Source organism: Corynebacterium tuscaniense DNF00037, assembly GCF_000759055.1.
Classification (GTDB): Bacteria; Actinomycetota; Actinomycetes; order Mycobacteriales; family Mycobacteriaceae; genus Corynebacterium; species Corynebacterium tuscaniense.
The window spans coordinates 1-17,261 of record NZ_JRNG01000004.1 but is presented as its reverse complement, the minus strand read 5'-3'; the positions used below and the strand labels follow the sequence as shown (position 1 = coordinate 17,261).

General features: G+C 61.4%; 17 protein-coding genes. 11 read left to right on the top strand and 6 right to left on the bottom strand.

The window, feature by feature from the left end; genetic code table 11:
* The first annotated feature begins 139 nt into the window (after positions 1 to 139).
* Genes HMPREF2129_RS01405 through HMPREF2129_RS01380 form a run of 6 tightly spaced genes read left to right on the top strand, consistent with a single transcriptional unit; the run spans position 140 to position 6,621 of the window.
* On the top strand, positions 140 to 3,127 hold the full coding sequence (locus HMPREF2129_RS01405) for a Na+/H+ antiporter subunit A (protein ID WP_052092508.1): 2,988 nt from the start codon (positions 140 to 142) through the stop codon (positions 3,125 to 3,127).
* Entirely contained in the window at positions 3,127 to 3,615 is a 489-nt protein-coding gene (locus tag HMPREF2129_RS01400) for a Na(+)/H(+) antiporter subunit C (protein WP_034662119.1), read from the top strand. The genes HMPREF2129_RS01405 and HMPREF2129_RS01400 overlap by 1 nt, the downstream gene beginning before the upstream one ends.
* Positions 3,608 to 5,410: a Na+/H+ antiporter subunit D gene (locus HMPREF2129_RS01395; RefSeq protein WP_052092506.1), complete on the top strand. Its 1,803-nt coding sequence runs from the start codon at positions 3,608 to 3,610 to the stop codon at positions 5,408 to 5,410. The genes HMPREF2129_RS01400 and HMPREF2129_RS01395 overlap by 8 nt, the downstream gene beginning before the upstream one ends.
* A complete protein-coding gene (locus HMPREF2129_RS01390) occupies positions 5,407 to 5,967 on the top strand; it encodes a Na+/H+ antiporter subunit E (RefSeq protein ID WP_052092504.1) in 561 nt (186 codons plus the stop codon). Before HMPREF2129_RS01395 ends, HMPREF2129_RS01390 begins: the two co-directional genes overlap by 4 nt.
* Positions 5,960 to 6,238, top strand: coding sequence for a monovalent cation/H+ antiporter complex subunit F (locus tag HMPREF2129_RS01385; RefSeq protein ID WP_034662115.1), 279 nt, complete (start codon positions 5,960 to 5,962; stop codon positions 6,236 to 6,238). Before HMPREF2129_RS01390 ends, HMPREF2129_RS01385 begins: the two co-directional genes overlap by 8 nt.
* 5 nt (positions 6,239 to 6,243) lie before the next feature.
* On the top strand, positions 6,244 to 6,621 hold the full coding sequence (locus HMPREF2129_RS01380; protein ID WP_102723551.1) for a monovalent cation/H(+) antiporter subunit G: 378 nt from the start codon (positions 6,244 to 6,246) through the stop codon (positions 6,619 to 6,621).
* Between the two features lie 63 nt (positions 6,622 to 6,684).
* Here the strand turns inward: HMPREF2129_RS01380 and HMPREF2129_RS01375 are convergent, their stop codons facing one another.
* The 3 genes from HMPREF2129_RS01375 to HMPREF2129_RS01365 all read right to left on the bottom strand — a co-directional run bounded on the left by HMPREF2129_RS01375 (position 6,685) and on the right by HMPREF2129_RS01365 (position 9,377).
* Positions 6,685 to 7,815, bottom strand: coding sequence for a glutamate--cysteine ligase (locus HMPREF2129_RS01375; RefSeq protein WP_034662314.1), 1,131 nt, complete (start codon positions 7,813 to 7,815; stop codon positions 6,685 to 6,687).
* 79 nt (positions 7,816 to 7,894) lie between these two features.
* Positions 7,895 to 9,019 (bottom strand): LytR C-terminal domain-containing protein, encoded by a 1,125-nt coding sequence (locus tag HMPREF2129_RS01370; RefSeq protein ID WP_156959210.1) that lies wholly within the window; start codon positions 9,017 to 9,019, stop codon positions 7,895 to 7,897.
* Positions 9,020 to 9,161: 142 nt separating this feature from the next.
* Positions 9,162 to 9,377 (bottom strand): DUF3263 domain-containing protein, encoded by a 216-nt coding sequence (locus HMPREF2129_RS01365; RefSeq protein WP_034662110.1) that lies wholly within the window; start codon positions 9,375 to 9,377, stop codon positions 9,162 to 9,164.
* A gap of 22 nt (positions 9,378 to 9,399) precedes the next feature.
* Here HMPREF2129_RS01365 and HMPREF2129_RS01360 point away from each other — a divergent pair, with 22 nt between their 5' ends.
* From HMPREF2129_RS01360 to cls, 4 genes are read left to right on the top strand one after another with little or no spacing between them, the layout of a single operon-like run.
* On the top strand, positions 9,400 to 9,963 hold the full coding sequence (locus tag HMPREF2129_RS01360; protein WP_034662108.1) for a peptide deformylase: 564 nt from the start codon (positions 9,400 to 9,402) through the stop codon (positions 9,961 to 9,963).
* A gap of 5 nt (positions 9,964 to 9,968) precedes the next feature.
* The gene (locus HMPREF2129_RS01355) at positions 9,969 to 10,943 is read left to right on the top strand and encodes an N-acetylglutamate synthase, CG3035 family (protein ID WP_034662311.1); all 975 of its coding nucleotides are present in this window, start codon (positions 9,969 to 9,971) and stop codon (positions 10,941 to 10,943) included.
* Positions 10,944 to 10,948: 5 nt separating this feature from the next.
* Complete coding sequence (locus HMPREF2129_RS01350; RefSeq protein ID WP_034662106.1) at positions 10,949 to 11,737, top strand: exodeoxyribonuclease III; 789 nt, start codon at positions 10,949 to 10,951, stop codon at positions 11,735 to 11,737.
* Positions 11,734 to 13,218, top strand: a complete 1,485-nt coding sequence (cls, locus tag HMPREF2129_RS01345; protein WP_034662104.1) for a cardiolipin synthase — start codon at positions 11,734 to 11,736, stop codon at positions 13,216 to 13,218. The genes HMPREF2129_RS01350 and cls overlap by 4 nt, the downstream gene beginning before the upstream one ends.
* A 133-nt stretch (positions 13,219 to 13,351) precedes the next feature.
* On the opposite strand, the gene HMPREF2129_RS01340 is transcribed toward cls, so the two are convergent.
* From HMPREF2129_RS01340 to HMPREF2129_RS01330, 3 genes are read right to left on the bottom strand one after another with little or no spacing between them, the layout of a single operon-like run.
* Positions 13,352 to 14,107 (bottom strand): ABC transporter permease, encoded by a 756-nt coding sequence (locus HMPREF2129_RS01340; RefSeq protein WP_034662102.1) that lies wholly within the window; start codon positions 14,105 to 14,107, stop codon positions 13,352 to 13,354.
* Entirely contained in the window at positions 14,100 to 15,122 is a 1,023-nt protein-coding gene (locus HMPREF2129_RS01335; protein WP_034662100.1) for an ABC transporter ATP-binding protein, read from the bottom strand. Before HMPREF2129_RS01335 ends, HMPREF2129_RS01340 begins: the two co-directional genes overlap by 8 nt.
* Complete coding sequence (locus HMPREF2129_RS01330) at positions 15,109 to 15,579, bottom strand: NUDIX domain-containing protein (protein WP_034662098.1); 471 nt, start codon at positions 15,577 to 15,579, stop codon at positions 15,109 to 15,111. The genes HMPREF2129_RS01335 and HMPREF2129_RS01330 overlap by 14 nt, the downstream gene beginning before the upstream one ends.
* 66 nt (positions 15,580 to 15,645) lie before the next feature.
* On the opposite strand from HMPREF2129_RS01330, the gene HMPREF2129_RS01325 reads away from it, so the two are divergent.
* The gene (locus HMPREF2129_RS01325; RefSeq protein ID WP_034662096.1) at positions 15,646 to 17,151 is read left to right on the top strand and encodes a hypothetical protein; all 1,506 of its coding nucleotides are present in this window, start codon (positions 15,646 to 15,648) and stop codon (positions 17,149 to 17,151) included.
* Positions 17,152 to 17,261: the final 110 nt, after the last annotated feature.

Here is a 17,261-nt window from a genome sequence, read left to right as displayed (position 1 = left end):
TAGACTGTCTGGAGTTGGCCACGCCTTCATGACGCGCCTTTTGATTTGGTTTCACGTGTTTCCCAAGTTGGCAGGGTGTGTTTGATAGCTGCTGCATCCTTAACCTAATGACAGAACTTCTCGGGAGGGCCGTGACACCGTGATCACCCTGCTCATAGCGCTTATTGCTGCAACGGCGGCGGCGCCATTCCTAGTTCGTACCCTAGGAAGGCCCGCGTTTGGTTTGTTGGCTCTGGTGCCCGCGGCAGGGTTTTTCTGGTTGGTGTATCACTTCACGGCGGGGACCTTCCGCAACGGGGGTGAGATCCTGGCCACGTACCCGTGGATGCCGGGGATACACCTGAATATTGAGTTCCGCTTGGACGCGTTCGCCGGCCTGTTTGGCCTGATCATCCTGGGTGTTGGCGCTTTGGTGCTGCTGTATTGCTGGGGCTATTTTGATTCGAATCCGCGGCGGTTGAGTATCTTCGCGGCAGAGCTCACCATGTTTGCCGCGGTGATGTACGGGCTGGTGATCTCGGACAACATCTTGATGATGTACATCTTCTGGGAGATTACATCGGTGCTCTCCTTCCTGCTGGTGTCGTACTACGGGGAGAGGGCGTCTTCACGACGAGCGGCGACGCAGGCTCTGCTGGTCACTACCTTTGGCGGGTTAGCCATGCTGGTGGGCATCATCCTGTTTGGCACCCAGACGAATGTGTGGAAGTTCTCGGAAATCCCGGGTCTGACCAACTTAGAAAACATCCCGGGGATCACCGCGGCTGTCATGCTTATCCTGCTCGGCGCGCTGACCAAGTCGGCGCAGGCACCGTTCCACTTCTGGTTGCCCGGCGCAATGGCGGCACCGACCCCGGTGTCCGCATATCTGCACTCCGCGGCCATGGTGAAGGCGGGGGTGTATGTGGTGGGAAGGTTGGCGCCGGATTTTTCGTCGATAAGCGTGTGGCACGTTGTTGTGCTTCCGGCGGGCGTGTTCACGATGCTGCTGGGTGGCTGGATGGCGCTGAAGCAGCGTGATCTGAAGCTGATTCTGGCGTATGGCACGGTGTCACAGCTTGGGTTTATGACTGCGGTGGTGGGCATTGGTTCGCGCGAGGCGATGCTCGCGGGCCTGGCGCTCGTGTTCGCGCATTCGCTGTTCAAGGCGGCGCTGTTCATGATTGTCGGCGCGATCGACCACACCTCCGGCACGCGCGACATCCGCGAACTGTCGGGGCTGGGGCGCAAGGAACCGCTGGTTGCGGTGCTGGCTACGCTCGCGGCGGCATCGATGGCGGGCATTCCACCGCTGTGGGGCTTTGTGGCAAAGGAAGCAGTGCTCGAAACCACCTTGCATGAGGAGCTGCTGGTGGGCATGCCGCGCGATGTACTGCTTGTTGGTTTCGTTGCGGGCTCGATCCTGACCATGAGCTATTCCCTGTACTTCCTGTGGGGTGCTTTTGCACGCAAACAACCGCAGGACCTCAGCATTGAGCTTATCGACGGCACGTCCCCCGCCGTCGCCTCCATGAAACCCATCGGCTTCCTGCAATGGGCGCCTCCGGCACTGCTGGTACTGTTGACCATCGTTTTCGGCCTGGTACCGAAGCCACTGTCGGCGATTTTCAACCAGTACTTGCACGTGCGTTTCCCGGAGGGTGAACACCAGGACTTGGCACTGTGGCACGGCATCACTGTTCCGCTGGCGCTGAGCGCGGTGATCATAGCCACCGGTGCTGTGATCTTCTGGCAGCGCGAACTACTGAAAAAGACGCAGTTTGAGCGTCCGGCATTGGGGGACGCGGATGATCTTTGGGACAATATGTTGAGGGTGCTGCGGCAGGCGAGTCTACGCTTGACCGCTTCGACGCAGCGCGGTTCCTTGACCATCAACCTAGCCGTCATTTTCGGTGTGCTGCTGGTGGTGCCACTGGCGGCGCTTGTGCTTGGGCGGACCACTGATACGCACATGAAGCTGTGGGATAACCCCTGGCAAGGTATGACGGTGCTGGTGATGGTTAGTTGTGCTGTTGCCGCGACGATCATCCGGAATCGTTTGTCCATGGTCATCCTGGTGGGTCTGACCGGCTACGGCTCCGCCGTCATCTTCGCCTTCCATGGCGCGCCGGATCTGGCACTTACGCAGGTGCTGGTGGAAACACTTGTGATGGTGGTGTTCATGCTGGTACTGCGCAAGCTGCCCACCGAGGTGGATGTCCGTGATGCCGACAACCGCCTGCGCGCGTGGCTGGCCGTGGGCACTGGTTTCTCCGTTGTGGTGGTGGCTATCGCGGCGATGTCCGCGCGCATTGCCGAGCCGATCTCCCGGTTCATGCCGGATCTAGCCTATGACATCGGTCACGGCCGGAACACTGTGAATGTGCTGCTGGTGGACTTGCGTGCCGCGGATACTCTCGGCGAAATCTCCGTCCTGGTGATCGCGGCGACTGGAGTGGCCAGCCTGATTTACCGTACCGAATCCTTCACGCGTGACTCGCGCCGCCCGACCCTGTCCACGCACCGCCCGCGCTGGCTTGCCGCAGGCGTGGAGGGCGAGAAGGCGCAGAACCGCTCCATCATGGTGGATGTGGTCACCCGCCTGCTCTTCCCGGCGATGGTGCTGCTGTCCGCTTACTTCTTCTTCTCGGGCCACAACGCCCCCGGCGGTGGTTTCGCTGGCGGCTTGGTCATGGGCCTTGCGCTGACCCTCCGCTACATCGCGGGTGGCCGTGAGGAACTGGAGGAGGCGCTGCCGGTGGATCCGTCGAAACTGCTCGGCGCGGGTCTGCTGCTCTCCGGTTTGGCGGCGGTGATCCCCATGTTCTTCGGCTACCCTCCGCTGACCAGTGGGTACATCGAGCCGGTGCTTCCACTTATCGGCACGGTCACGATTCCTTCGGCCCTGCTTTTTGATGCCGGCGTGTACACCATCGTCGTCGGCACCACCATGCACACCTTGACCTCCCTTGGCGCCCAGATCGACCGAGAGGAAGATGAACGCAAGGAGCGTGCACGCGACCGTGCTCGCGCGCTGCAGCAGAAGAACGAAGATCGCCGGCGAGCACGTGAGGCGTCCAAGGCCGCAAAGGCCGCTACAGCCACTAAGACCCCTGTGCCCGCAACCAATGCTGAGGAGGCGAAGTAATGGAAGCGAATTTGTTCCTCCTCATCGCATCCGGTGTTCTGATCGCCGCCGGTGTGTACTTGATGTTGGACCGGGCGATGACGCGCATGCTGTTGGGCGTCATGCTCATTGGTAACGGTGCGAATCTCCTGCTGCTGCAGGCAGGCGGGGAGGCCGGTGCACCGCCGATTGTGGATCGTGATTCGGCTGCGGCAGAGCAATCCGCAGACGCACTGGCCCAGGGCATGATCCTCACCGCGATTGTTATTTCCATGGCGCTGGTGTCTTTCATCTTGGCGCTGATGTACAGGCAGTACCGCTACCGCACGGATGACGTGATTGAGCACGATGCTGAAGACCAGGCAATTGCAGCCCGCCCCGCCACTCCGGCGGCGGCTCCGGACGCGGATGCGTCGGATGACCCGGAGACCGGCCGTATGAGTAGTAGTGGCGATGCCTTTGGCCCCCGGTCCTTTGAAAGCCCGGTGAAGGAGGTCGACGATGAATAGCGCGGTCAATAGCCTCGTGAGCAGCCCTAACCTTTTTGAGCAGTACGTTGACTTCCTGCTGCCCTACATGCCCTACCTGATCCCCCTACCGGTGCTCATTCCGGCGCTGGCGGCCGGACTGATCTTGTTGGCTGGTGGCCGCCGTGGGCTGCAGCGCAATATCGCGTTTGTTACTTTCTTGGTGCTGGCGGGCGTTGCGGCATCCATGATTTTGGTGGCGGACATGTCCGGCATTCAGACCTTGCAGATGGGTGGCTGGGACGCCCCCATTGGCATCACGTTTGTGGCGGACCGGTTGTCCGGAATCATGCTGTTTGTGTCCGCCATCGTGCTGTTTTGCGTGATGTGGTTTGCCATCAGTCAGGGTATCCGGGACGGCAATGAGAATGACCCGGTTGAGGTGTTCCTGCCGGTGTACATGCTGCTGTCTATGGGTGTGAACTTGTCTTTCCTGGCGGGTGACTTGTTCAACTTGTATGTCGGGTTTGAGATCTTCTTGGTTGCCTCCTACATTTTGCTCACCATGGGTGCCTCACCCCAGCGTGTGCGCGCGGGCATCAGCTACGTGATGGTGTCCATGGCGTCGTCTATGGTCTTCCTGTTTGCCCTCGGTTTGGTGTATGCCTCCGTGGGAACGGTGAACATGGCGCAGGCGGGTATCCGCTTTGAGGACATCCCGGGCGGTACCCGCACCGCGATCTTTGCCACCTTGCTCGTGGCCTTTGGCATCAAGGCAGCAGTGTTCCCGCTGGATGCGTGGCTGCCTGACTCGTACCCCACGGCAGCGTCCCTGGTCACCGCCGTGTTCGCGGGGCTGTTGACCAAGGTGGGCGTGTACTCCATCATCCGCGTCAAAATGACAATGTTCCCGGATGGCTCCTTAAGTACCCTGCTCATGTGGGTGGCGCTGGCCACGATGGTGATTGGTGTGATGGGCGCACTCGCCCAAAACGACATCAAACGTTTGCTCTCCTTCACCCTGGTCAGCCACATCGGTTACATGATCTTCGGTGTCGCACTGGGCACTCCCCACGGTTTAAGCGGTGCGATCTTCTATGCGGTCCACCACATTCTGGTGCAAACCTCCCTGTTTTTGGTGGTCAGCCTCATCGAACGGCAGATGGGTTCCTCCCAGCTGCGCCGCCTCGGCTCGCTGCTGTATACCGCCCCCGTGATCGCGCTGCTGTACATGATCCCGGCGCTGAATCTGGGTGGAATTCCGCCGTTTTCCGGGTTCATCGGCAAGGTGCTGCTCATCCAGGCCGGTGCCGAAGAAGGTTCGTGGCTGTCCTGGGTGCTCATCATCGGCGCTGTGGTCACATCACTACTCACGCTGTACGCGATGATGATCGTGTGGTCCAAAGCCTTCGTTCGCGACCGCAAGGACGCCCCCGAAGGCAATGTCGTCTCCGTCCGCGTCAGCCCACTCGGGGACATCTCGGACACAGTCTCGCTGGAGGATAGCCAGGACGCCGGTCGCGTGCCCGCCGGCATGCTCGCCTCCACTGCTACGCTCGTCGCGGCATCCGTGGCCATCACATTCCTCGCGGGCCCCATCGCTGCGATCACGGGCCGCGCCGCGGACTCCTCCTTCGACACCAACCTCTACCGCACCGCGGTCCTGGGCACGGACTGGTCGAACCCCTCCCGGACGCTCGATCAAGGATCGCTTAACGACGACTCCGATGCCCTCCCCAACCGCCGCCACTCCATCCAGGAACCGAGCCCCGGCGTGACAACCGTTCCGGTACCGACGCCGGCCGAGAAGACGACCGGTGAGGAGGCCACCCGATGAGCCCCACTCGATTCACTCCCAAACGCCGCTTCGGCCGTAACCCCGCTGACCGCTTCCGCCCGTGGTTCATCGTCTGGCTCACAGCCATGTGGATCCTGCTCATGGGCGAGCTCACCTGGGCTAATGCCGTGGCGGGTCTGCTGCTGGGCACCGCCATCACGATGCTGCTGCCCCTGCCCAAGCTACCTATCAGCGGGATCCGGGTGGATCTACCCAAACTGTTTGTTTTTGTTATCCGCTGGGTCGGGCAGCTCGTCGTCGCTGCCATCAATGTCTCTTGGCTGGCCATTCGCCCTGCGGATCCACCGCGCAGCGCCATCTTCAAGGTTCCCATGCGCCTAGATTCAGAGCTGGCACTGTACTTTGCCACTTGCGCGTATAACCTTCAGCCCGGTGGGTGTGTGACGGATATTGATCTGGCTAATCGCACGTGGACCATTCACGTGTTGTCGGCGGGGACGCAAAAGGACGTCGAAAAGGCATTGGCTGATGTAAAGAAACTGGAACGCTCCATGATCGAGATTTTTGAGAAGAGAAAGGGCCCCAAACATGGATGACGCGATATATAACACCGTGCTCGCCTTCGCGGCGATCCTGCTCGTGGCCGGGTTCTTTGTCACAACCTGGCGTTTGATCATCGGGCCGAATTCGCTGGACCGCGTGATTGCCATGGATGGCATTGTCGCTTCGATCCAATGTGCTCTGGCTACCTACATCTGCTGGACGCTGGACACCACTGTGGTCAGCGCCATGTTCGTGGTGGCCATGCTGGGCTTCATCGGCTCGCTGTCTGTCGCCCGCTTCCGCAAGAGGGACGGTGCGCTGTAACCATGCTGAATCTCGACTTCATCACCGACGTTGTATCCCTCATCTTCATCGTCGCTGGCGCCCTCCAAGTGTTTTTTGCCTCGGTGGGCATGAACCGCTTCCGTACCACGCTCGCCCGCATTCACGCAGTGACCAAACCGCAGACCGTGGGCCTGATCATGGTCATCTTAGGGGTTATTTTCCGGCTCGTCGGCTCTGAACATTTCGATGTCGGCCAGCGTGGCGACGTTGGCATGCTCTTCCTGCTTGTCCTCTTCGCACTTATGACCAACCCGGTCACGGCGCAACGTCTCGGCCGTGTCTCTCGCCGCGAAGGGCTCTACGGGGATGAGGATGACATTGCCATCAACGAGCACCCGGGCGACCTCCACAAGTCCTTGTAGGCCGAGCTCGCTCGGCCTACAAGCTCGGTCTACAAGCTCGGCCTACAAGCTCGGCCTCCACGCCTACGGATGGCCTGAACGAAGCTCCTCCACCGCCTGGTCCACGGCACCACGCCAATCCCCCGTGGACTCAAATACGGCGCGTTGGCGCTGGTAGGCGGCACCGCCCTCGATGATCTCGTTGACGATATTTAGCTCATCCACACATCCCAACCGCTCCGCGATGGGTTGCAGCTGATCCACCAGATCGTGCAGATCGTCCGTAACCAGGCGCTCATCGGTGGCGCGGCTGGTGATGATCTCAGCCTCCAAGCCATAGCGGGCACCCCGCCACTTATTCTCCGCCACATGCCACGGCTGGAGGGTGGGGAGGGGCTGGTTGTGGTCCAACATGTCGTCGAAAAGCACGACGAGGCAATGCGTCAGCGCCACAACTCCGGCGAGCTCGCGCAGGTTCGTGGCGGCATCCGAGATGCGCACCTCGATCGTGCCCCATTTGGCGGCGGGGCGGACATCGAAGTGCATGGAACCCGTGTGGGACGTAACACCGGAGATGGTTTGGTCGCGCATGAATTCAACCCACTCGTCCCAGGCGCCGAACTGGTAGGGCATGCCCGCGGTGGGAAGCTGCTGGTAGAGCATCGTGCGGTTGGACGCGTAGCCGGTGTCCAGGCCCTCCCATGCGGGGCTGGATGCGCTGATGGCCAGCAGGTGCGGGTACTTTGTCATAATCGCGTTGATGATCGGCCACACCCGATCCTTATGTCGGATACCCACGTGCACGTGCGTCCCCCACAGCAGCATCTGCTGCCCCCAGTACTGCGTGCGGTTAATGATCTCTTTGTACGTCGGCTTATCCCCCACCGGCTGCGTACGAAAATCCGCGAACGGGTGGCCACCGCCCGCCCACAACTGCAGGCCCATATCATCTGTGACCTGTTGGATCTTGTCCTTCGTTTCCGCCAGGTACGCCATCGCTTCGCCCGTGTTCTGGCACACTGGTGTGACCAGTTCGATGGTGTTTTTCAGAAACTCCTTCTCCAGGTGCGTGCCGGGCCACCGCTTCTCCACTTGGTCGATCACGTCCGCTGCAAATGGCACCAAGTCCCTACTCAGCGGATCAACAAGGGCGATCTCCCACTCCACACCCAGTGTTGGGCCAGCCGACCGGTTGAAGTCACGGAACGGGTCCATGTTGGGGTTAGAAGCGGCCTGGTTCACAGTCATTCCTCCTGAATACGGCACGCGGGGGCGTGCGCACAAATCCAGGCTCTTAAAAAGACACCGGACCTGTGAGCACCAGCGTCAAAGAGCCCGGGTTCGCCGCATTCTCCGGCACCGTCCCATCATTTGGCTTAGCGACGCCCCCGACACGCTCCGCCAACGCCTTGGCACGCTCCTCTGCCCCCGGTGTTGCCGGGTCGAAGAACACCGTGTTCTCCGTCAGAACCGCCTGCGCCTCGGTGATATTTCCCACCTCACCGATCCGCGCACCCTGCCCTTCCAGCGCGCCGGAGACATCCGCCGCAAGATTCGGGACTGTGGAATTGTTGAAGACGTTCACCGTCTCATTCTCCGCCGTCATCCGCTCCTTGTTGGCGGCGTTATTATCCGCGGCCTCCTTCTTGTCCGCGCCGTCTTGGTTGGCGCCTTCAGTTGGGTTTGCCGGGTTTGTTGGGCTGCCGGTATTCGGATAGCGGCTCTTATCACCCGGGCTACGTCCACCCTGGTCCTGCTGCTGGTTCTGTTGTTCCTGTACAGCCGTATCCCCGTCGTCCTTGCCGGACTGCGTCATCGCGTACACGCCCCACAGGCCGAGAAGAATGGCAACGGCGATGAGGATCATGGCTAACCCGCGCTTCGGCACACTACTGACGGCAGTTGCCCCGCCTGCAAGCGCCGCGCCACTGCCCGTCGCCGCACTGCTGGACACTGTGCCCGCACCTGCGCGGGCTGCCCCATCATCAGCCACGCTCGCCCCTATCGCCCCCGCGGCGAGGACGCCTCCCCGGTCATCTTCTAGTTCAGATGCGTAAGCGGAGGGTTCGTCGGCGTAGCCGTCTTGGTCGTAATCGTCGTAGTCCTCGTACCCCTCGGTGTCTTCGAAGTCGACGTCATCCGTCTGACTGTGGCGCCCAAACCTGGCTGCGCCAGCTGCTCTGGTCACGGGTTCGTCGTGAACGTCCTCGAAAGGCTCGCCGAAGGAACCGCCCATCGGCTTCCTTCGGCGAGCCTTCTGGCTTTTCACGGCCTTTTCTACTGACGGATAAGTTTCCGTCCCGATAATGACGTTCTCCTCATACAGATCGCGGGCTCGACCAGAGCCCTTGCCCCGGCCACTATTGCGGTCGTTGCCGGAGTTACCTCGGTTGCCCCTACCAGGATTCGTATAAGTCACAGACGAAACTCTAATGTGGCTCGGTCTACACGCACCGAGCGACGCGCGGTTCGGCCAATTTTCCCGCTGATCAGGTCGAGGACCTGTCAAGACATCTCACCCCCGGATCGAACGCGCCCTAGTGAAATATCGCGCCACACACCTACCCCAGGGCCCGCTGGTCGCGGATGCGCTGGAGGCGGCGGACGAGTTGGGGGCGGGCGGCGAGGGCTAAGGGGTCGTCGATAAGCGAATTGAGCTTTTGGTAGTACCGGAAGGGCGACATGCCGAGCTCAACGCGGATAGCTTCCTCGCGGGCGCCGAGGCTGCGGGGGGCGCGGGCGGCAAAGTCGAGGATGGTCAGGTCGGATGGCTCCACGCTCCCACCTTATACTGGCCCCATGATCCGACCCATTGTGATTTACGGCGACCCGGTTTTGCACACCCCCACAGAGCCGGTAACGGAACCGATTGAGCAGCTCAAGCAGCTCATTGAGGATATGCACGAGACGATGGACGCCGCACACGGAGTGGGTCTGGCGGCTAATCAGATCGGAGTGAACAAGCGCCTGTTTGTGTATCACTGCCCGGATGGGGACACGATGCGTCGGGGCACGGTGATTAATCCGGTTCTGGAAACCAGTGAGATCCCGAAGACGATGCCCAGCGACGACGATGAGGAGGGCTGCCTGTCCGTTCCTGGCGAGTCCTTCCCCACGGCCCGCGCGGAGTGGGCGAAGGTCACGGGCCTGGACGAGAACGGCAACGAAGTCTCGGTAGAGGGCACGGGCTTTTTCGCGCGCTGCCTGCAGCATGAGGTCGGCCACCTGGACGGGTTTGTGTACCTTGACGTGCTCACTGGCCGGTACAAGCGCGAGGCGAAGCGCGCGGTGAAGCGCAATGGCTGGGACCACGCGGGCAACACGTGGCTTCCCGGCACGGACCCCGACCCGTTCGGGCATTAGCGGTGGTGTTTCGTCAGGGCCCGGCACGCCCGGGTGATCGGGTGGTGGTGCGGCGCCGCGCAGGTTCGCATTTGACGGATGTGATCGGGCACGTAATCTCGCTAGACCCACTTGTAGTGCGACCACAGAAGGTGGGCGGGTTGCCGTCCGAGGCCGAGGCAATCCGCATCGACGATCCGTTGATCGTGCGCCGGATGAGCCCGCGCCGCATCCGCAATTCAGATATTCGCGCAGTTGAGACCGCCTATGCCCGCGCGTTTCCAGGCCAATCGCGCATGCTTTTCGACGACTGGCTTACCCGCGCCGGCTCCGACATCGCCGAGCGCTCCAACTCCGCAACCCCACTTGGCCATTCGGGCGGTTTCCGGCAGGTGCCACTGGAACAGATTATTTCGTTCTATCGGGAGCAAGGCCTCCCCGCGCAGCTGCTCATCCCAGAGCGGATTGGCGCGCCGGCGCTGCGGGCGATTGAGGGCAGGCCGGAATGGACCCTCGGCCCGGAGATCCTCGTGATGACGCGCTCGCTGTTGGATCCGGCTCCAGTGCTGGAGCCAACAGACTTTGCGTTTCGTATCGATCCACGCCCGGACGCAGACTGGCTGGCCATGTACCACTTCCGCGGGCAGCCACTGCCACCGGAAGCGCTGGCGGAACTCGCCGATGAGATTGAGGGCGAGCTCGGTTTCGGCCGCCTCACCCACCAAGGCGAGACCGTGGCCGTCACCCGCGGCACCATTACCTCGTCTGACGACGGCCGGGTGTGGCTCGGCTACTCCGCCGTCGAGGTGGCACCGGCGTTCAGGCGCCGCGGACTGGGCACCCAACTCGGGGCGGAGATGCTCGCTTGGGGCAAGCGCCAAGGAGCCACCGATGCGTACCTCCAGGTGCTGGCCAGCAACGATGCCGGCATCGGCCTGTACACCAAACTGGGATTCAACGAGCACCACCGGCACCGATACGCGCGCTGTGATCTAGGCTAGTGCCCATGCGAATTGCCACGTGGAACATCAACTCGGTGCGCACGCGCGTCGACCGCGCTGTCGCATTCCTGGAGCGCAACGACATTGACGTGCTTGCCATGCAGGAAACGAAGTGCTCGGACGACAAGTTCCCCTACTCGGCATTTGAGGCCGTCGGCTACGAGGTGGCACACGTGGGCTACCACCAGTGGAATGGCGTGGCGCTTATCTCCCGCGTCGGCCTGGAAGATGTGAAGCACCACTTCCCCAACCAACCCGGCTTTGACAAGGACCCGGCCAAACCCCAAAACCGGGAAGCCCGCGCGGTAGGTGCCACGTGCAACGGGGTGGAGGTGTGGAGCCTCTACGTCCCTAACGGCCGGGAGATCGCGGACCGCCACTACGACTACAAGTTGGAGTTTTTGTGGAGGTTGGGGGAGGTCGCGGATAAGCAAAAAGCGCAGGTGCTGTGCGGAGATTTCAACATCGCCCCCACAGACAAAGACGTGTGGGAGCGCGCATTCTTTGAAGGCAAAACCCACGTGACCGAACCCGAGCGCGCGGCCTTCCAGCGTGTCGTAGAGTTCGGGTTGACACAGGTAAAACACGAAGAACCGTACTCCTACTTCGATTACAAAGGCATGCGGTTCCAACGTGGCGAGGGCATGCTCATCGACTTCCAGCTCGCCTCGCCACAGCTCCCCGCGCGCGCATGGGTTGACCTTGAAGAGCGCGCCGGTGAGAAGGCCTCCGACCACGCGCCAGTCATCGCTGACTATGACTTGAGCGCCCTGCTTATTGACGAAGTCCGATGAGCCTCTCCACCCTCCAACTCGTCCTGATGGTGATTGACTACACCATCAAATTCGCCGTGATCGGCGTGATCCCGGAGAACCGGAAACCCTCATCCGCGAACGCGTGGCTGCTGGTCATTCTGCTCATCCCGTTTTTGGGTTTGCCGCTGTACTTCTTTCTCGGCTCAACGTTTCTATCCCGGCGACGCCACCGTATCCAGCGCCAAGCTAACGCGATCCTCAACGACGTCCACGAGGACTTCCCCGACTACCCCGCCGGCGCGTCCGTAACAGATGAGGTGGCATCCATGGCGCACCTCAACCGCACACTCACCGGCTTCCCGGCACTGGATGGCCACGTCAAAGCGGTGTGGACCGACTACCAAGCCACCATGCGGCGCTTAGCCGAAGCCATCGATACCGCCGAAAGCCACGTCCATGTAGAGATTTATGCCATGGCCTGGGACTCCACCACCGCACCCGTGTGGGAAGCCATGGAACGCGCTGTGGACCGTGGGGTGCCCGTGCGTGTGCTGCTCGACCACATCGGCTCCCAGAAATACCCCGGCTTCCGCGCCTTCAAAAAACGCATGACCGCCGCCGGCATTGACTGGCACCTCATGCTGCCTCTCCAGCCCCTCCGAGGCACCTTCCGGCGCCCGGACCTGCGCAACCACCGCAAGCTGCTCATCATTGACGACAGTGTGGCCTTCATGGGCTCCTTCAACCTCATCGACCGCTCCTACCTCATGCCCAGTCACGTGCGGAAAGCCCGCCAATGGGTGGACACCTTCATCGAACTCACCGGACCTGTCGTCGCCTCCCTGGAAACCATGTTCGCCGTGGACTGGTACACAGAGGCCGATGAAATCCTGTCCATCCGCGCCCCGTTTGATGATGACACTGCCGACCACGACCAAAACATCCTCCAACTCATCCCGTCTGGCCCCGGCTACAACACCGAACCAAACCTGAGGATGTTCAACACCCTCATCCACCACGCCCGCCAACGCTTGGTGCTCTGCTCCCCCTACTTCGTTCCCGATGATTCCATGTTGGAAGCCATCACTACCGCCTGCTACCGGGGCGTTCGCGTTGATCTGCTGGTCGGCGAAAGGGCCGACCAATTCATGGTCCACCATGCTCAATCCGCCTACTACCAGCAGCTTCTCGAGGCCGGCGTGCACATCTGGCAATTCCCTGCCCCGTACGTCCTACACACCAAGTTCGCCATCGCGGACCCTGCCATCTGGACCCATCCCGGCGATCACCGCAACGAAATCGCCATCGTCGGCTCCTCCAACATGGACATGCGTTCTTTCTCCCTCAACTACGAGAACAGTCTGTTTGTCCTCGAGGGCCCCCTGATCACCCAGCTTTGTGATCTCGCTGCCTCATACCTCTCCGTCTCCCACCAACTCACGCTCGAGGAATGGAAGAAGCGCCCGTGGACCCGCCGCTACATCGATAATGTGATGAAGTTGACGTCGGCGGTGCAGTAGAGGCTCGCAATGATGAGTGAAGGATTTGACACCATTCAGACCAATGGTTGGTAAAACACAACTATTGACCTGGTCTTTTAGTGCGAGCAGGCGTGGGCACCTTCAAAGTCCTTCACGCTTACCATAACCAAGGCTAGACGTCGCGCTTCTCCAGCAACAGCAAACCGATGCCGTATAGCACCACAGCCCACACGCCGAAAAGAAGCAGGGACTGCCAAAGTTCAATGGGGGCATCCACTCCCGGCTGCGGGCCGGGGTTAGGAATGTTAGTAGTGAAGTGCTGCAGGTTCTTAAACGGTGCGTAGGCCTGAATTTCCTGGCCCACCTTGGGTAGGAACGCAATGAGCGGCTCGACAGCGAACTGCCAGCCCAGGTACACCACCAAAGCGCCGGCGGTCTGGCGCACAATCCAACCAATTCCCTGCACAAGCAGCGCTGATACGAAGGTGGCTAGTGGGACAGCCCAGAGGGAACGGCGGGTGAATTCGTTGGAGGCCCAACCGATGGGGTTGGTGGCAATCAGGTCACCGATGACGAAGCTGACTGCGAGGATCAGGAAGGACAGTACTGTCGCGTACCCGCCGTATACAACGAGTTTGGCCAATGCGACCTTCCAGCGTTGAGGCGTCAGCGTCATGTTGGTGGCGCTGACCTTGTACCGATATTCGGTAGTCACCACCATGACTGCCTGGATCATGAGCGTGAGCAGGCCGAAGCTGACAAAGCCAGCGACGACCAAGGCACCGCCATAAGAAGGCGTATCAGGAGAGTCAAGGGATGCCATCAGGATGGTCCACCCGATGCTCAGGGCAATAGCGATGCTGGACGTCCACCAGAAAGAGGCGGTTGTGCGGAGTTTGGTCCATTCCGAAATGATGGTGTTAAGCACGGTGCGCGCCTCCTTGAAGATCTTGAGCAGTTGGAGCGGGCCGGGCCGCCGGGGCCGGAGCAGTTGGGGCTGAAGGGGCCGGTGCCCGCCCGCCCGCGAGTTCTGCTGCGGCGTACTGCACGGCACCCTCGGTGCGCCGGATGTAGGCGTCTTCGAGGGAGGCGCGGCGCTCGGTAAGTTCGCTGAGCATGACGCCGGTGGAGAAAGCCAGGGCGCCGATGTGTTCGGAGGAGCTTCCCGCCACTTCGATAGTTGGGCGACCCTCTGGGTCCACGCCTTGGGTGAAAGAGATGCCTTCGGATTCCAACGCGGCACTAAATTCGGCCAGGTGCGGGGTCCGCACAACGGTGGTGAGGACGGAGTTTTCCTTGATGAAGTCGTGGACGGAGCCGGCGGCGACGAGGCGGCCCTTGCCAATCACGATGAGGTGGTCAGCGGTTTGTGCCATCTCAGCGAGCAGGTGGGAGGACACGAGGACCGTGCGCCCCTCGGCGGCGAAGCGCCGGAGGAGTTCGCGGACCCAGCGGATGCCTTCGGGGTCGAGGCCGTTAACAGGCTCGTCAAGGATGAGGTATTCGGGGTCGCCGAGCATGGCGGCGGCGATGCCGAGGCGTTGCCCCATGCCAAGTGAGAACCCGCCGACTTTCTTGTTTGCCACGGATGTCAGGCCAACAAGGTCCAGTACCGCATCAACGCGGGAGGTGTCAATGCCGGAGGCTTGCGCCTCCCACAGCAAGGCGTTGCGGGCGCTGCGGTTCGGGTGGATAGCTTTCGCATCCAGCAGCGCTCCCACCTTGTTGAGGGGGTTGGAGAGGGAGCGGTAGGGGGTGCCGTCGATAAGCGCGGTGCCTGTGGTGGGTGTGTCGAGGCCGAGGATCATGCGCATCGTGGTTGATTTACCTGCGCCGTTCGGTCCGAGAAATCCAGTGACTACGCCCGGCTCGACGGTGAACGTCAGGTCGTCGACAGCGCGGACCTTGCCGTACTCCTTCGTCAGGCTGTTAACTTCGATCATGGTTTTCAGCGTGCCACAGAAGTTTGCTTAACGACGATTCAAACCCCGCATGCAACTCAAACTTCCTAATCTCCTCCAGCGGAACCCAACGCAGTTCCATAGACTCAGCGTTTGGTTCAAGTGGGATGGGCTCGCCGGTGGTGGTGCGAGCGAGGACAGTGGTGTAGGTCCAGCCGGGGGGTGTGCCGGCGGTGACCACGGCGGCGTCAATAAGCACGAGAGCTGGGTCGATTCCACATTCCTCGACTGTTTCGCGCAGGGCTGCTTCCTCGACCGTTTCGTGGGAGTCACGGGCCCCGCCGGGCAAAGCCCACGTGCCTCCGTCCGCAACCCAATGCGCGCGGTGCTGTAGAAGGACCGTGTTCCCGGCGCGGAGAAAGAGTCCGGCTGCACCGTGCTTGCCCCATACCTGTTTGCCGTGTGGGCCTTCGACCCAACCGTTTCCGTCACCTTCCATACGCGCTACCCTACCTGCGAGTGTTGTTGTGCCCCACCTGTCACATAAGCATTGTATTCTGGGGCAATGGCGCGCACGGAGGCGGCCGGTCAGGCCAGGGACAATGCGGGAGGTGGCTCCCGCGTGCGGTTACCGCGGTTTAGCCCCCGGAAGTCCCGGCCCCAGGCGGACCTCCAAGAACATGAGGATGCGTGGTTAGATTCCCTCGAAGATGCACCGTCACGGACGGGCCTGCAGGGTCTGCGGGACAAGTTCTACGAATCCTTGGGGGGCACCGGCCGGTGGCTGGAGGACGCGTGGAACTTCCTCAGCACTAGTCTGGGCCGGCTTCTGGCCCTCATGATAGTGCTGAGCGTGATGCTCTTGGCCAGTGGTTATGCAATGAGCCAATCGGGACAATCGCGAGAAAACGCTCTAGAGACTCTACTGAATGCCACCGAGCCCACCAGTAATTCGGCTCACACCCTGTACACCAGTTTGAGCCAGGCAGATACATTGGCCACCACGTCTTTTGTGCAGCCGGGTCTGCAGACCGCGGAATCACACCGGCGGTATGTGGCCACGATTGATGAAGCCGTTATCGCCGCGGATGAGGTCGTGCGCGGTAGTGCGTTAGCCGGCGATCACTCGGAGCATGCCGCAGAAGTGCAGGAGCTGACCCGTGATATTCAGCGGATGTTGCCGCAGTACACCGGGCTGATGGAGCGTGCACAGGCGAATCAGCGCGTGGGTAACCCGCTGGGCGTGGCGTACATGACGCAGGCGTCCACCCTGATGCGTGAGACGATGTTGACTAAAGCAGAGCGCCTGCTGAATATCACGCGCGACCAGGTGGATGAGGAGATGCGGCGGCTGACCCTGCCGCAGCTGTTCCCACTGTCCGGCTTGCTCGCTGGAATTGCTGCACTGGTGTTTACGCAGTGGGTGCTGTGGCGAATGTTCCGGCGTCGCTTGAACCGTGGGTTCCTGATGTCCACCGCGTTGATGCTTGCGGCGGCAGTGTGGGTGATCAGCGCGAACTCAGCATCCTGGCTGGCGGGTACACGCGGATTTGAGGCTGCGAGCGACCAGTTCGAGCAGCTGACCAGCGCGCGCATTACTGCGCAGGAAACACGCACGACCGAGACGTTGACTCTGCTCACGCGCCGGACAGGTGGGCGTTCTGGTCCGGAGATGGGCGACACGGCGAACGAGGTGACCGGGGCGTTGGATGCAGTTGCGCCCACTGCGGACCCGGAGCGCGTGGCCACCACTCGTCGTGCTTTGACGGATTGGCGCGTCTCCCACTCACGCATGATGGCTGCGCTGCAGCAAGGCGATTACGCGCGGGCCGTGGATATCGCAGCATCGCAAGAGCTTGTGGACGCCTCCCCGTCCACCGCCTCCTCCTTCCAAACCTTGGATAAGGGTCTGGCGGAGCTGATCTCCCAGTCGCGAACGGATCTGCGCACGCACATCACCAACAGTTTGAAAGCCTCAGACAGCGTCGCACCAGGCGTGATGGTGTTGACGGTTTTGGCTTTCCTCATGGCGTGGTTGGGTGTTCGGCCGAGAATTCAGGAGTACCTGTAATGAGAGTTACTTTTGCAAAGGGCGCGACGGTGCTGGCAATCGTGGCAGGGACACTGGCTGCCTGCTCTGTCACCCCAGTGCAACCCGTACAGCCGGGGATTGGGGACGAG